Raw genomic sequence first — 14,234 nt, 5'->3', positions numbered from 1 at the left:
TCATGCGTCTCGTTGACTGGAACATTCAGTGGGGACGCGGTGTGGATGGCCGCGTCGACCTCGCTCGCATCGTGCGCGAAGCAAAAGCACTGTGCGATTTCGACATTCTTTGCCTTCAGGAAGTGACGCGCGGTTTTCACGAGGGTCCGGCCGCGGGTGGACTGGCAGGCGGCCCCTCTGCCGATCAGTTCGCCGAGCTTGCCGCGTTGCTGCCGCACGCGAAGGTGATCGAGGCGATCGGCTCCGATCTTCCTCCGGTCGGAGCGGCGCGACAGCGGCGTCAGTTCGGCAATGCGATCGTGACCCCTCTGCCTGTCCGACAGGTGCTGCGTCATTCGCTGCCCTGGCCGGCCGACCCTGCCAAGCCGTCGATGCTGCGTGTCGCGCTCGAAGCGGTGATCGAAACGGACATCGGCCCGCTGCGCGTCATCAGCACGCATCTCGAGTTCTATTCGGAAGCGCAACGGCTGGCACAGGTGGCAAGGCTGCGCGAATTGCACAAGGAGGCATGCGACCATGCACGCCGTCCGGCGAAAGCGGAAAAACCGGACAGTCCGTTCGCCGATACGGCACGCCCGCTGAGCGCCATTGTCTGCGGTGATTTCAACAGCGCGTTTGAAGGCTCTGCTTATTGCAGGATGCTCGAACCGATTCCGGACGCGCCCGCGTTCGCCGACGCCTGGGCTTGCGCGAACCCGAATGCGCCGCGCGCCGCCACCGTCGGTCTATACGATCACGAACAATGGGAAGACGGACCGTTCGCATGCGACTTCGTTTTCGTCACTGAAGATTTGAAGCCGCGCATTGCGAGTTGCGGCGTGGATCAGAATAGCCGCTCGTCCGATCATCAGCCGATGTGGCTCGAGTTGCGCTAACGCTTCGCAACTATCCGAATCGCTCCGGGCGGAATGGATAGGCAGGGGTGAAAGGCGTTGCGCCCGTCATCATTTCCGCCAGCAGACGGCCCGTTACCGGGCCGAGCGTCAATCCATGATGGTTATGTCCGAACGCGAACCAGAGCCCGCGATGCCGGGGCGCCTGGCCGATGACCGGGCGCATATCCGGCGTACAGGGACGCAAGCCAAGCCACGGTGCGGGGTCGAGCCGCTTGCCCAAACCGAATGTGGACCTGGCGACGGCCTCCGCCCGCTCCAGTTGAACACCCGTTGGCGCCGCGTCGCGCCGCGCGATTTCAACGCCCGTGGTCAACCGAAGCCGGCCTTCCATCGGCGCGATCACGTACCCCTCCTGAGCGTCCACGAATGGCACCGAGAGCATCGGCTTCGTGGGCTGATAATGCATGTGATACCCGCGTTTCGCCCGTAGCGGGATGCGATACCCCAGCGGCGCAAACACCTGATCCGACCACGGTCCGAGCGCTATCACGACCTCGCTCGCACTGAGCCTGCCCGACGCTGTCTGCACCGTCCATGCCCCCGCTTCCGCCCGCAAGGTGGTCGCCTCGCCGATCAGCAGCGTGCCGCCGCCTTCCTCGAACAAACGCGCGTAACCCTTCGTCAACGCACCGGGATTGACGATGCTCCTCGGGTCCTGCCAATGCAACGCGCCACAAAATCCCGCTTCGAGACCGGGCTCGCGCGCGACGAGCGCCGCCGAATCGAGCGGCGCCACATGCAGGCCATGCGTGCGTGCGATGACCTCGGCAGCGGCGACGTGCTTCGCGAATTCCGCAGGCGTGCGGAACGCTTCCATCCAGCCCTTGTTGCTGACGAGATGCGCGAGGCGCGCCCGCTCGATCAGCGCATCGTGCTCGGCCACGCTTTGCCGAATCAAAGGCAGCATGTCGCGCGCCGCCGCCGCGAGCCGTTCGGGAGACGACTCCCACCAGAAGCGTGCCAGCCATGTCGCAAACGACGGCAGCGCCCTGTAGTCCCAGTAAAGATCGGTCGACTGATTGCGCAGGTAGCGCAACAACGTGCCGAGTTCGCGCGGGAACGCATAAGGCACCACAGACGAACACTCGATCAAGCCGGCGTTGCCGAAACTCGTTTCCTCACCCGGACCGCGCCGGTCGACGAGCGCCACGCGGCGTCCGCGATCCTGCAAGTGCAGCGCGGACGACACGCCGACAATGCCGGCGCCGAGCACGATCACATCGAAGTCCATAAACTCGCTCTGCTTTCGCTATCCGTGCCGTTACTTGGCAATGATGTCGCGCTTGAAGTACTTCTGCGAGAGATTGCTCAGCGTGCCGTCCTTCTTCAGCGCGGCGAGCGCGGTGTCGATCTTTTTGGCCAGCGCCTTATCGCTCTTGCGCAAACCGAAACCCGTACCTTCACCGAGCGTTGCGGGATCGGAAAGCGGCTCGCCGACGATCGCATAGTCGTGGCCTTCGGGCTTGTTCAGAAAACCGTCCTGAACGGTCTGCGCTTCCTGAACAGCCGCATCCAGGCGACCCGCGGTGAGATCGGCGTAGACCTGGTCCTGGTCCGCATAAGAGACGACCGACACGCCGGCATTCGCCCAATGGCGCTTGAGGAAATCTTCCTGCGACGATCCCTGCAGAACACCTACGCGCTTGCCCTGAAGGCTCTTCACATCAGGCAGCAAGGGGGCGCCGCGCTTCGCCACCATCACGATCGGCACGACGTAGATGGGCCGTGTGAAATCAATGCTCTGCTTACGCTTTTCGGTGATGTTCATCGCGGAATTGATTACGTCGAATTTGCGTGCCTGCAACGCGGGAATCAATCCGTCGAACGAATTCTCGACCCACACACATTTCATTTCCAGCTTGGCGCAGACCGCGTTGCCGACATCGATGTCGAATCCGTGCAACTGCCCCGAGGGCGTCTTGCTTTCGAACGGCGGATACGCTGCCTCGACGCCGAAGCGCAAAGTGGATTGCGCCTGGGCGCTGGCAGCGCCGGCCAGGGCAACGGCAAGGAAAACTGAGAGCGGAAACTTCAGACGCATGGTGGTCACCTGATGGGTTGGATAGCAAATCCGGGTCGCCGCGGTCGCTGATTGACAGACAACTTCGAGGCAACTTCGCTGCGAGGTCGAGACTGGAAACGGCTCGCCCTGGACCCACAGTCTATTCTGGACACTCCCAAATGCAAGCGATTTCAAAATACTTGTCCAGACTGGACATTTTGAACATAGAATCGCAGCAACGCCCGAAGGCGATCTGGGACAGCAGGCCAATGAGCAACGCACACAAGACAAGCCCGTTGATAGTCCACGAGGACGCGGTACGCGAGGCGCTACCCCACCTGGATGTGCGACGTGCGCTGACGCGGATGTTTCACTCGCTGGGCAACGACACGGCCGTCCAACCACCTCAAACGCTGACTCCGTTTCCCCAGGGTCAGGGAGACTTCATCACCTACCTCGGCGCAATGGCGCACGCCAAGGTGTTCGGAGCGAAGTTGTCGCCGTACATCGTGACCGAATCGAAGCCGGTCATCACGGCGTGGACGGCATTGATGTCGATGGAAACCGGACAGCCTCTGATGTGGTGCGACTCCGCGCTGCTCACCGTCGAGCGAACCGCCGGCACGACTGCGTTGGCCGTCGAGCACCTGGCGGCATCGAACGCGCGCCGGCTTGCCATCGTCGGCGCGGGTGCGGTCGCTCAAGCGCATGTGCGTCATCTCGCACCGCTGCGGGCGTGGGACTCGATCCGCGTGTTTTCCCCGGCGCTCGATAAGGACGAGGCGAAGCGCGCAACGGTTGCGGCGCTCGACGAGCGCGTGACGATTTGCACGAAGATGGAAGATTGCCTGAGCGATGCCGATGTCGTGGCCTTGTGCACATCCTCGGCTACGCCTGTCTTGTCGGAAAGCATGCTGACAAAACCGGCGCTCATCACGTCGATCAGCACGAACGCCGCCAACGCGCATGAGATTCCGCCTGCCTGGATTCCGCACGTGGACGTCTATTGCGATTACCGGCAAACCACGCCGGCGAGCGCGGGCGAATTGAAGTTGGCCGCGCAGCAGCACGGCTGGTCTGCGCAAAGCGTGCTCGGCGATCTGCCCGAACTTGTCTCCGGCGTGGCTTTAAAGCCGTCTTACGAGAAGCACGCTTTTTTTCGTTCGATCGGACTCGGGCTCGAAGATGTTGCAATCGCCTTCGAGTTGTTCCGGCACCTTCGCCGCCCGTCAACGTGACAAAGACGCTGTCTCAGTTCGAGCGTTTTGTTCGGTTCGGGATGAATGCGGCAAAAGCGTGTGGCTAATGGCGGCGTGATTTCGCGTGGCAAAATAATCGTGGAACGCAAAGCTCGCGGCACGTGGCGCAACACGTTGCCAGAGTTTCCGAAAACTGGAATTCGACCCATCCCCATGCGAAAGACCAAGACAACGGCCGCACGCCGGCTTCTTCTGGATCGATACGGCCGTGTCGCCGACGGTATCGCGCTGCTCTTTTTCCCTTACGTCGAGATCGTCATTCACGACTTGCAAAGCCAGACGATCGCCTACATCGCGAACAATCTGTCCAAGCGCGAACTCGGCGACGAATCGGCACTCGAGGAAATCGACCATTCAGCCGAGTCGGGCACGATTGGTCCATACGAAAAGATCAACTGGGATGGCAGGCGGATGCGCTGTGTCAGCACGGTGCTCTTCGACGACGCCGGAAGCGCCGTCGGCGTGATGTGCGTCAACTACAACATAGCGGTCTTCGAGGACATGAAACATGTGATCGACCGCGTGATTTCCGGTGCCGGCGTGATCAGGCAGCCCGAGGAGCTGTTCAAGGACGACTGGCAGGAACGCATCAACACCTTTCTTCACGCGTGGCTTCAGGAACGCCAGTTGGCATTGAACTCGCTGACGCGCGATCACCGCCGCGAACTGGTCGAAGCGTTATGGGCCGAAGGGGCGTTCAAGGGCAAGAGCGCGGCAAACTATGTCGCCAACGTGCTGGGGATGGGGCGCGCGACCGTGTATCAACACATCAGAGATTTGCGGGGCGCGGCAGCTTGAGAATGGAGGCGTTGATCACGCCTCTTCCAATCCAAGCGTGACAAAGCCGGTCTTGCGCGAGGCGAGACCGGCTTTGCGGACTTCGCGCCGCTTCGAGCGGCGTCGTTACGCGCGCATTAATAGCGCGGCGGCGGGCGATGATCGTTGTGATCGTCGCGGCCGTGGTGGCGCGGATCGTAGTCGCGCGGATGATGGCGCATCCACTCGTCGTGATCCCAGTAGCGACGGCCGTCGTAGTAACGATCGCCGTGCCAGCCGATGTCGATCGACACGCCTACCGGCATCATGTGCGGCTGACCATAAACCACAGGTGCCGGGCCATTCCCGATGACCACGCGTTCCTGCGCGAACGCGCTGCCGGCCGCGAGCAATGCGCCGCCCGCGAGCAGGGTCGCAATAATCGAACGCGATGTCTTGTTGAAGGTTTTCATAGTGAGCTCCCGTCAAGGTTTCGTATCAAGCCGGCGTTGGGGTTCGGTCGACCTTTAACCGCCATGTCGAGCCCAAATCGGACGCCGTGCGCTTGAGACCAACTTTAACGGGACGAACCGCGTGAATACGTGAGCACGTGTAAGCGCACATTTCAAAGGCGGTGACCGAGGGTAGCGCTCGTTTTCAGGTTCAATACCCCGCTGCAACGCCGTGCGCGGTGAAACGTCCGCGCCGCGCGGCGGCCCTGTAGAAAGCCCCGCGACGTTCCGCCGTTACATTCATTTCCGCAGGGAAATATTCGCAGCCGAGTCCGCCGCATAAACAAAAGCCACGGCCCGCGTTTCGCGGGCCGTGGCTTCAGTGATGCGAGCGCACTCGGGTGCGCGACCCATGCGCGGCGCTCCGCGCTCGGGCTTTAAGCTTGGCTCTTAGTCGCTCAGCTTGATGCCGAACAACGTAGCTTGTGCCTTGCGAACACGCTCGGCTTCGCGGCTACGCGCTGCGTACGAATAGTCCGAATCGAGCGGCAGATGGGGCGACGCAAAGAGGTCGCTGACCTTTTGGAACAGTGCAAAAATGAAGCTCATGGCGACTCCCGGTTAGTTACTGCATTTGCTAGGGGTTTTCCCTTAAGAATAATTATAGGGTTTTCCCTAGGCAAAAGCTAGTGCGATGCAACAATCTTCGGGGCGCGGCGCGCTGCCACGGGCTTCTAAGCAATGATGCGTTGCATCATGACAACGTCCCTGTTTTCCTAATCCGGGGCGAAAAGGATGGCCTACTGAAGCGTCCTTGCCGGCTGCCTTTTGGCGCGAACCGGTTTTGCGCTCTCCACGCTCTTGCGGGATTGACCACCGCGGCGTCGACGGCGCCCGCCGCCGCGCTTGCCGCTGGTATCAGCGTGGCGCTATTCATCGACACGATCAGTCCCGGCAGCGTCCGCGCGGGGTTGTCTTGCGGCTTGACCGTGGCGCCGGTCGCGGAAAATTCCACGTTCAAGGCCCAAAACCCTTCGTGGATGCCCTTGTCGCGGATGAGCGCGGTCAACAGTTCCTCAATGGAAAATTTGTGTTCGCTAGTCGGCATGGTGGCTCCCGTCAGAAGAGGCGCTGGCGTATCCGGTCCGGCTTCGCAACAGCACTAGGAGTGTAAACGCGGGGATTTGCAGGAGCGATGCGCCGGCGGCGGGCGGCGCCTTACGGCGCCTATCCGGCGACGAACGCGTTAAGCGGCAGAACCTGCGATCAGACGGGGCGTTGAAATGGGCGGCCGCGGCCGGCTTGTCGCCGGCGCGGCGTCCCATTTTCAGTGGGAGATGGCTGCTTTCGGCTTATGCGCGTGCGCTCGCGCGGCACGCTTCGCCTGAGCCGGCGTGGCCGCAGCCTGCTGAGTCGCGGCGGGCGCTGCCGCGACTGCGGCGGCCGATGCGGCTTCGCTTGCCGCTGCCCTGGCCATTGCCATGTGTGTGTCGAGCAGGCTGGTCATGGCCGCCTGCTGGTTCTGCATCAACGCTTCGATGCGATGCTGCTGGGCGGTGGTCTCGCGCGTCAGACGCATCAGGAGCGCGGTCTGCGTAATGCCAATGGCGACCGTGACGAGCAACGCGCCCACCACGATCGACAACATCCATTTCATACGACGCGAGTGGTCGGTCGCGGCGCGACGCCGATCGGCGATCACGCCATACAGGGCGTCGACGGTATCGGCGAAGGCGGTCGCCCGCGCGCGGTCGAGTTCGGGCGCGGCGCGCTGTGCGGCTGCCGATGCTTCGGCGCGTTGGGCTTCCCACAAGGGTGCGGCATAGGCTGAGTTGGCGCTGGCGCTGGCATTCATGCGTGCGGAGGCGAATGCGTTGACCGACGGCTTGCGCTCCGCAGCCACCGCGCCTGATTCCGGCGAAGTACGGTCGGCAGGCGCGCTCGCAACTTCGGCATCGGACGTTTCCAGCGAGGCGGCCGCCACTTTGGTCGCAGCCGCAGCCGCCGCGGACCGCGGCTGCGGTTGACCGCCGCGCGTGACCGATTCACGCACATGATCCGCCGCCGTCGCGCCCGGCTCGGCCGCCTGGCGCAGCGCGGTCACGCTGCGCGCCACAGTCGCTGCCGCCATGGCTGGCGTGAGCGGCGCCGCGTCGCGCGCCGCCGCCGATGTCGCTGATCTTTCTTCAGCGGTCAAGCCCGCGATCGGCGTCACATCAGCAACGGTCAGCCCGTCAGCCGACGAACCCGTCACTGGCAACGGCTCCGTTTCCAGTCCGCTCAATTGCGCATTCACCGGCACCGGTTCATCGGACTTCGCGGCGCGAGGCGCGCGGCGCGCCGCCTTCGCGTCCAGCGGCGCGCCGTCGCCGGCTTCAATTGCGCCGACCGCCGCCAACACCACGTCGGGCAATTCGAAACCATGCAGCGTGCCTTGGCGGATGTCGATGTTCATCGCTTCCAGCGTGGCGCGGGTGGGGTCGTCGGGGAACAGGTCGAGCGTGCTGTCGTCGCGGGTGGCGTCGCTCAGTTGCGCGAGGCGTTGTGCCGAACGCGCGGCGCGTGCCAGCTTGTTTTCGGTTTCGGTCGAGACGGTGGCCTGACGCCGCTTCCTGGAAGCGGCGCGCGGAGGCCGGGACTGCGTGGATGCTGCGGAATCTGCCATAAAGAAAAAAGCGGTCGTCGCCGGAAAGCGGGCGCCGGGCACCGCTCGTGAATGCCATTGGAATTTTTCGAGCCCGCATTGTCGCATGGCCGCCCGCACGTCCTGAAGCCATTCGCCGACGATTTTGCGCTTCAGGACGACGCGTCGTCCTGCCTGAAGTGCTTGACGCCACGCAATTGCCGCAAGCGTGAGCAGATCGCCTCGTATTCGGCGTTCGATACGCGGTGCAAGGTGATGATCACCTCGTCGCACTCGGGTTCGTCGTCGCTTTGCTGCATCACGAACTGCTTGACACGCGGACTCACGGCGCCGAGTTCGTCGTGCAGCGAATGGAACGTCATGGCGCCGCGCTCGACGATCATCGTCAATTGACGCCGCTGCTTGACGGTGATGAAGCGGCGCTCGAGCGGCTTGATGCCGGCGAGGATGATCAGAATGATGATGGTCGCCGCGATCGATGCCGTGTACAGTCCGCCGCCCACCGCGAGGCCGATTGCCGCGACCGACCAGAGGCTCGCCGCCGTGGTCAGTCCGCGCACGATCTCGCCGCGCAGCAGGATCGAGCCCGCGCCGAGAAAGCCGATGCCGGACACGACCTGGGCGGCCATCCGCGACGGATCCAGCACGACGTGTTCGTTGTTCAGCACGTCGGCAAAGCCGTACGCCGAGACGATCATGATGAGCGCCGAACCGACGCACACCAGCACGTGCGTGCGCAAGCCGGCGGCCCACGAAAGCCGCTCGCGCTCGAAGCCGATCACGCTGCCGAGCGCCGCGGCCAACACCAGACGGGAGAGGAGTTCGAGGTTCGGCAACATTGTTCTGTCCTCCTTGCCTGAAATTATTCGAAGCGTTTGTGCCCCCATGACGGAGTGTCAGTGGAACCCGTTTGCTTTATCCTAGGCCGCACGTCGCAACGACCGCGACCGCCCACGTCCGTGGGCGCTTTGAAACACCGCGTTTGATCCACCTGACCATGCCGAGCACGAAAACTTCCGCCACCGCCACCTCCACGACCGCTCTTGCAGGTGCGCTGCGCGATCACTTTACGAACGTCGTGCTGCCGCTGTGGCGCGGACCGGGTTTCAACGCCGGGTTGAAGCTGCCCTACGAAGCCGTCAGCGCCGACGACCACCGGCCGCTGCCCGCCGAACGCTATCGGGCAATGGCATGCGCGCGACAATTGTTCGTGTTCTCGCAAGCAGGCGATGCGGCCCATGCGCAGGTGTTGTTCGACTCGCTGATGCACACCTTTCAGGACACACGCCAGGGCGGATGGTTCTATAGCGTCGACGCGCAAGGCGCGCCGCTCGACACTACCAAAGACCTTTACACGCATGCGTTCATCGTATTCGCGTGCGCGCAATACGGCCGGCGCTCCGGCAATCGCGACGCGCTGGAAGCCGTGCATCGCACGTCAGCGCTGATTCAGTCGAACTTCCTCGCCGAAGACGATCTGTTCAACGCCGCGCTCACCGCGGACTTCGCCGGGGTGAGCGGCACGCCGATCCAGAATCCCTTGATGCATCTGACCGAAGCCTGGCTGGCCGCACGCGAGGCCACGCGCGACAACGCGTTCGACGCCGCGCTGCATCGCCTGGCCGGCGCCGTCGCGCGTCATTTCGTGCATGCGCCCACGGGTTGCATCGCCGAATTGCCGATCGGCGCCGACGATAACCGGTTGGAGCCGGGTCATCAGTTCGAGTGGTACTGGCTGGTCAAGCAGGCGCCCGACCTGTTCGAAGCTTCAGGGCTTGACGAAGCACTCGCGCGCGCCTTCGCCTTCGCGCAGCAATGTGGCGTGGACCCGCAAACGGGGGGCGTGTACGCATCGCTCGACGAAACCGGCACGATCAAGGACGCGACCCAGCGCATCTGGGCTCAAACGGAATACTTGCGCGCGCTGGCAAGTCATGACAACCCAGCCTCGCTCGCCGCGCTGCCGCGGCAAATCGAGTTGTTCCAGCAACGCTTCCTGCGTTCGCAGGGCTGGTTCGAGTGCAAGACGCCGGCCGGGGAAGTGGCGCGCGCCGACATGCCGTCGACCACGCCGTATCACCTCGCAACCGCCTACGAGGCGTTACCGGACTGAGCAAAGTCGATCAGACCAGGCGGCGGGTACTCGCGCCGCCGCCCGCCAGTCCGTCAGTACTCTTCGCGCTGCCAGGGTCCCCAGCTCGCGTCGGCGGATTTAAAACGCATATAAGTCGCGCTGTGTCCGGTGGGGGTATCCGACGTGTCGCCGTGCGGCTTCCGGTCGGTGGTGTGAAGGGCAAAAGCCTGACGTTCCTCGCTGTCGACGGTGATGCGGCCGACCGGGTCCGGTGCGCCCTCTTGAGGTGATTTGGACTCCAATATCGCCAGATAGGGGGTCAAACGACTCCAGAACGAGGTGAGTTCTTCCTGCAGATAATGTGTCAATGTTTTTCCTGGAAGAGTAAGGCGACCAGTTTACCCTACCAGCCGAAGCGCTCCTGAAAACGCTTTCAGGGCTCCCAAAAGGCACGAACCTGGGAATACCCGAATACTGGTTGATTGGCATCCGTCATAAAGACGTGATACAACTCGTACTTCGCGCTCGATCTCGTGTTGAGAAATAGCGGTCGCGAATGCAATACACAACATTTACTGGATTAAAAATGGCAACAGGTACTGTGAAGTGGTTTAACGATGCAAAGGGCTTTGGCTTCATCACGCCGGACGACGGCGGCGAAGACCTGTTCGCGCACTTTTCGGAAGTTCAAGGCAGCGGCTTCAAGTCCCTGCAGGAAAACCAGAAGGTGACGTTCGAAGTTAAGCAAGGCCCGAAGGGCAAGCAGGCTGCGAACATCCAGCCGGCCTAAGTACCGTCAGGTACTTTGAGGCACCCTTAGGCGCTTGCGTCTGATGCAAAATGGCCCGCGAACGCGGGCCATTTTCTTTGGTTCATTGCCTTCTTTTTGAGCGCCTGCGCGGTTAAATTGCGCACATTCCGGCCAACTCGAACCCCGCCGTCTGTCCGCGCGGTCCCTCGATTTGTTGCGTGCGCAACACAGATTCAGAAATTTCGAACACGGCAACCGCCTTTTTCAATTCCTGCGTCTGCTGATGCAGCGAAGCTGCCGCTGCTGCCGCCTCTTCGACGAGCGCCGCGTTCTGCTGCGTCATCTCATCCATCTGCACCACCGCCTGGTTCACCTGCTCGATGCCCGTGCTTTGCTCGAGCGACGACGCGCTGATTTCCGCCATCATCTGCGTGACACGGGAGATGGATGCCGACACGTTGCTCATCGCTTCGCCGGCATGCTCGACGAGCGCCGAGCCGCCCTGAATCTCGGCGACCGATTCGCTGATCAGCGTCTTGATCTCCTTCGCCGACTGCGCGCTGCGCTGGGCCAGCCCGCGCACCTCGCCGGCCACCACGGCGAAGCCGCGCCCCTGCTCACCGGCGCGCGCCGCTTCCACCGCCGCGTTCAACGCAAGAATATTGGTCTGGAACGCAATGCCGTCGATCACCGAAATGATCTCGGCGATCTTGTCGGAGCTTTGCGCGATGCCGCGCATCTTGTCGACCACCTCGTTGACCACTTCGCTGCCGCGCGAGGTCGCCTGGAGCGCGGTCGAGGCGAGCGCATTGGCCTCGCGGGCGTGCTCCGCGTTCTGGCGCACGGTGGCGGTCAACTCTTCCATGCTCGACGCGGTTTCCTCGAGCGACGCCGCCTGGTTTTCGGTGCGCGCGGACAGATCCGCGTTGCCGGTCGCGATTTCGTCGGCGCCCAGGTGAATCGAGTCGGCGGATTCGCGCACGGTTTGCACGGTGCGCGCGACGCTCGCCTGCATTCTCGCGAGGCCCGAGAACAGACGGCCGATTTCATTGGTGCCACGCGCGGCGATCGGCTGGTCGAGTCGTCCTTGCGCGATGCGCTCGAAGTGACGGCCGGCTTCCTCCAGCGGCGCCACCACGCCGCGCCGCAGCGCCGCGTACACCGCAGCCGTGCCGACCACCAGCAGCAGCAGGATAACGAGGCTCACGCCGCGGAACATCTCCATGCGTGCGTCGATCGAATCGAGCGACGCACGACTCGCCGCGTCGCCGAATTGCACGAAGTTGCGCAGTTCGACGAGATACGCGTCCTGGAACGACTGGGTCGGCTGATCGAGGAAAGCCTGAATATTGTTCGCATCGAGAAACTGCACGAGTTCGGCCAGCGCGTCATGCAGCTTTTTATAGCGATCGGCGAGCGCGGTGGCGCGAGTGCTGTTTTCACCGCTGGTCTTGCGCGCGTTCATGAACGCACCGAACGACTGATCGGCGGCCGCGAGCTGTTCGCGGGCATGCTGGACGATGTCGGTCGGCTCGGCGCCGCCGCGCACCATGCGCGTACCGGCGCGCGAGAGGTTGATCCGCGCGTCCATCAAATGCTGGGTCGTTTCATTGACCGCGTCCACCTGCTTCAACGCGATGTTCGACAGGTCGCCGACGTCGTCATGGGAGCGGGTAAGCGACCAGAAACCCAAACCCACGGTAACAAGCTGGAATACGCAGAACGCGGCCAGAACACACAACAGGCCGGAGGCGACCTTGATCTTGCTGAACATCGAGAACACCTGAAAGCAGAGAATAACGGGAGCTACGTCAGGGTTAACGGCACAGCAACGCCTTGCTTAAGGCCAATGTCGTCAAAAATCGCCTTACATCCTCCTTACCTCGGCTAACTTCGAAATTCGCGTCACTTGGCACACGCGTGTCGAGCACATATTTCCGATTCAGCTTGACGCGGTGCGTCGGCGCTTCCTAGAGTGGGTAGGGAACTGCATGACGCAGGCCACTGCAAGTACCGCCACCACCGCGGGGTTCACCGAAGGAATCACGATGACCGACCTACTCGACCGGGCGCGCGGCGCACTGCATGCCCAGCCGTTCAGCATGCTGCTGGGCGCTGACCTGATGCACACGGGCACCAGCGAACTGACGTTGTGCCTGCCGATCCGCGACGACTTGCGGCAGCAGCATGGCTTCGTGCATGGCGGCGTCATCAGCTACCTCGCCGATAACGCGCTGACGTTCGCCGGGGCGTTGTCGCTAGGGCCGAAGGTGGTGACCGGCGAATTCAAGATCAACTATTTGCGGCCGGCAATGAACGGCACGCTGATCGCGCGGGCGAAGGTGGTCTACGCAGGCCGCTATCAGGCGACCTGCCAGTGCAACGTCTATGTGATGGAAGGCGACCGTGAAAAGTTGATCGCCGTGGCGCAAGGCACGGTCAACCGGATCAGCGACAGCGGCGAGCACGAGCCGGCGGGTTGAAAAAATCCACGCGCCGGCTGCCGGCTTACTCCGCCGCGTAAGTGCGCTGCGTCTGCTCGCCCAATCCTTCGATACCCAGGCGCACTGTCTGCCCCGGCTTCAGATACACCGCATCCGGCTTCACGCCCATGCCGACGCCCGGCGGCGTGCCGGTCGAAATCACGTCGCCCGGTTGCAGGCTCATGCACTGCGACACATACGACACGAGCTTGGCGACGCCGAACACCATCGTCCTGGTGTTGCCGTTCTGATAGCGGTGGCCGTCCACTTCGAGCCACAGGCTCAGGTTCTGCGGATCGGCGACTTCGTCGCGCGTGACCATCCACGGGCCGATCGGGCCGAAGGTGTCGAAGCCCTTGCCCTTGTCCCACGTGCCGCCGCGCTCGATCTGCCATTCGCGTTCCGACACGTCGTTGATCACGCAGTAACCCGCCACGTAATCGAGCGCGTTGGCTTCGTCGACGTATTTCGCCGGCTTGCCGATCACCACGCCCAGTTCCACTTCCCAATCGGTTTTCTTCGAGCCGCGCGGAATTTCGATGTCGTCGTTCGGGCCGGAAATCGCGCTCGTCCACTTGTTGAAAATCACCGGTTCGGGCGGCACCGGCAGATTCGATTCGGCGGCATGGTCCGCGTAGTTCAAGCCGATGCAGATGAACTTGCCGATCTTGCCGACACACGGGCCCATGCGCGGATTGCCCTCCACCAGCGGCAACGAAGCCGGATCGAGCGCGCGCAGCTTGGCGAGGCCCGCGTCGGTCAGCGCGGCGCCGTCGATATCGGCGACCACGTTCGACAGATCGCGGAGCTTGCCTTGCGCGTCGAGCAAGCCCGGCTTTTCCTGGCCCTTCGGCCCATAACGAAGCAGTTTCATCGGTGCACTTCCCTTTATACGTTCAGTGATAGTCGTTCGAATC

General features: G+C 62.8%; 16 protein-coding genes. 6 read left to right on the top strand and 10 right to left on the bottom strand.

All coding sequences use genetic code 11. The annotated features are described in order from the left end of the window. Positions 1-2 precede the first annotated feature (2 nt). Positions 3-875: an endonuclease/exonuclease/phosphatase family protein gene (locus BUE39_RS24585; protein ID WP_073431321.1), complete on the top strand. Its 873-nt coding sequence runs from the start codon at positions 3-5 to the stop codon at positions 873-875. A 10-nt stretch (positions 876-885) separates the two neighbouring features. On the opposite strand, the gene BUE39_RS24580 is transcribed toward BUE39_RS24585, so the two are convergent. Together BUE39_RS24580 and BUE39_RS24575 are read right to left on the bottom strand one after the other, a co-directional pair. After that, positions 886-2,127: an NAD(P)/FAD-dependent oxidoreductase gene (locus BUE39_RS24580; RefSeq protein WP_073431320.1), complete on the bottom strand. Its 1,242-nt coding sequence runs from the start codon at positions 2,125-2,127 to the stop codon at positions 886-888. Between the two features lie 30 nt (positions 2,128-2,157). Then, positions 2,158-2,937: an ABC transporter substrate-binding protein gene (locus tag BUE39_RS24575; RefSeq protein WP_073431319.1), complete on the bottom strand. Its 780-nt coding sequence runs from the start codon at positions 2,935-2,937 to the stop codon at positions 2,158-2,160. A gap of 230 nt (positions 2,938-3,167) precedes the next feature. On the opposite strand from BUE39_RS24575, the gene BUE39_RS24570 reads away from it, so the two are divergent. Beyond that, positions 3,168-4,136: an ornithine cyclodeaminase family protein gene (locus tag BUE39_RS24570; protein ID WP_073431318.1), complete on the top strand. Its 969-nt coding sequence runs from the start codon at positions 3,168-3,170 to the stop codon at positions 4,134-4,136. Between the two features lie 174 nt (positions 4,137-4,310). Continuing rightward, positions 4,311-4,955 carry a helix-turn-helix transcriptional regulator gene (locus BUE39_RS24565; RefSeq protein ID WP_073431317.1) on the top strand — a complete coding sequence of 215 codons (645 nt, stop codon included), beginning with the start codon at positions 4,311-4,313 and terminating at the stop codon, positions 4,953-4,955. A gap of 116 nt (positions 4,956-5,071) precedes the next feature. On the opposite strand, the gene BUE39_RS24560 is transcribed toward BUE39_RS24565, so the two are convergent. The 5 genes from BUE39_RS24560 to BUE39_RS24545 all read right to left on the bottom strand — a co-directional run bounded on the left by BUE39_RS24560 (position 5,072) and on the right by BUE39_RS24545 (position 8,848). Next, positions 5,072-5,386 (bottom strand): hypothetical protein, encoded by a 315-nt coding sequence (locus tag BUE39_RS24560; protein ID WP_073431316.1) that lies wholly within the window; start codon positions 5,384-5,386, stop codon positions 5,072-5,074. A 429-nt stretch (positions 5,387-5,815) separates the two neighbouring features. After that, complete coding sequence (locus BUE39_RS35235) at positions 5,816-5,974, bottom strand: hypothetical protein (protein ID WP_167363282.1); 159 nt, start codon at positions 5,972-5,974, stop codon at positions 5,816-5,818. Positions 5,975-6,119: 145 nt separating this feature from the next. Then, positions 6,120-6,473 (bottom strand): hypothetical protein, encoded by a 354-nt coding sequence (locus BUE39_RS24555; protein WP_176035775.1) that lies wholly within the window; start codon positions 6,471-6,473, stop codon positions 6,120-6,122. 219 nt (positions 6,474-6,692) lie between these two features. Next, the gene (locus tag BUE39_RS24550; RefSeq protein ID WP_073431352.1) at positions 6,693-8,030 is read right to left on the bottom strand and encodes a hypothetical protein; all 1,338 of its coding nucleotides are present in this window, start codon (positions 8,028-8,030) and stop codon (positions 6,693-6,695) included. Positions 8,031-8,161: 131 nt separating this feature from the next. Continuing rightward, positions 8,162-8,848, bottom strand: a complete 687-nt coding sequence (locus BUE39_RS24545) for an MgtC/SapB family protein (protein ID WP_073431315.1) — start codon at positions 8,846-8,848, stop codon at positions 8,162-8,164. A gap of 158 nt (positions 8,849-9,006) precedes the next feature. On the opposite strand from BUE39_RS24545, the gene BUE39_RS24540 reads away from it, so the two are divergent. Then, complete coding sequence (locus tag BUE39_RS24540; RefSeq protein WP_073431314.1) at positions 9,007-10,122, top strand: AGE family epimerase/isomerase; 1,116 nt, start codon at positions 9,007-9,009, stop codon at positions 10,120-10,122. A gap of 53 nt (positions 10,123-10,175) precedes the next feature. Here BUE39_RS24540 and BUE39_RS24535 read toward each other — a convergent pair whose 3' ends face one another. Then, a complete protein-coding gene (locus tag BUE39_RS24535; RefSeq protein WP_073431313.1) occupies positions 10,176-10,451 on the bottom strand; it encodes a hypothetical protein in 276 nt (91 codons plus the stop codon). Positions 10,452-10,669: 218 nt separating this feature from the next. Here BUE39_RS24535 and BUE39_RS24530 point away from each other — a divergent pair, with 218 nt between their 5' ends. Further along, positions 10,670-10,873, top strand: coding sequence for a cold-shock protein (locus BUE39_RS24530; RefSeq protein ID WP_007178724.1), 204 nt, complete (start codon positions 10,670-10,672; stop codon positions 10,871-10,873). Between the two features lie 112 nt (positions 10,874-10,985). Here BUE39_RS24530 and BUE39_RS24525 read toward each other — a convergent pair whose 3' ends face one another. Beyond that, positions 10,986-12,608, bottom strand: a complete 1,623-nt coding sequence (locus BUE39_RS24525) for a methyl-accepting chemotaxis protein (protein WP_073431351.1) — start codon at positions 12,606-12,608, stop codon at positions 10,986-10,988. Positions 12,609-12,882: 274 nt separating this feature from the next. Here BUE39_RS24525 and BUE39_RS24520 point away from each other — a divergent pair, with 274 nt between their 5' ends. Next, the gene (locus BUE39_RS24520) at positions 12,883-13,317 is read left to right on the top strand and encodes a PaaI family thioesterase (RefSeq protein WP_073431312.1); all 435 of its coding nucleotides are present in this window, start codon (positions 12,883-12,885) and stop codon (positions 13,315-13,317) included. A 25-nt stretch (positions 13,318-13,342) separates the two neighbouring features. On the opposite strand, the gene BUE39_RS24515 is transcribed toward BUE39_RS24520, so the two are convergent. Further along, the gene (locus BUE39_RS24515) at positions 13,343-14,191 is read right to left on the bottom strand and encodes an ureidoglycolate lyase (RefSeq protein ID WP_073431311.1); all 849 of its coding nucleotides are present in this window, start codon (positions 14,189-14,191) and stop codon (positions 13,343-13,345) included. Positions 14,192-14,234 lie beyond the last annotated feature (43 nt).

The sequence above is a fragment of the Paraburkholderia terricola genome (assembly GCF_900142195.1).
GTDB classification, from domain to species: Bacteria; Pseudomonadota; Gammaproteobacteria; order Burkholderiales; family Burkholderiaceae; genus Paraburkholderia; species Paraburkholderia terricola.
The sequence above is the reverse complement of the archived record's forward strand: the minus strand, read 5'-3'. Positions and strand labels throughout refer to the sequence as shown.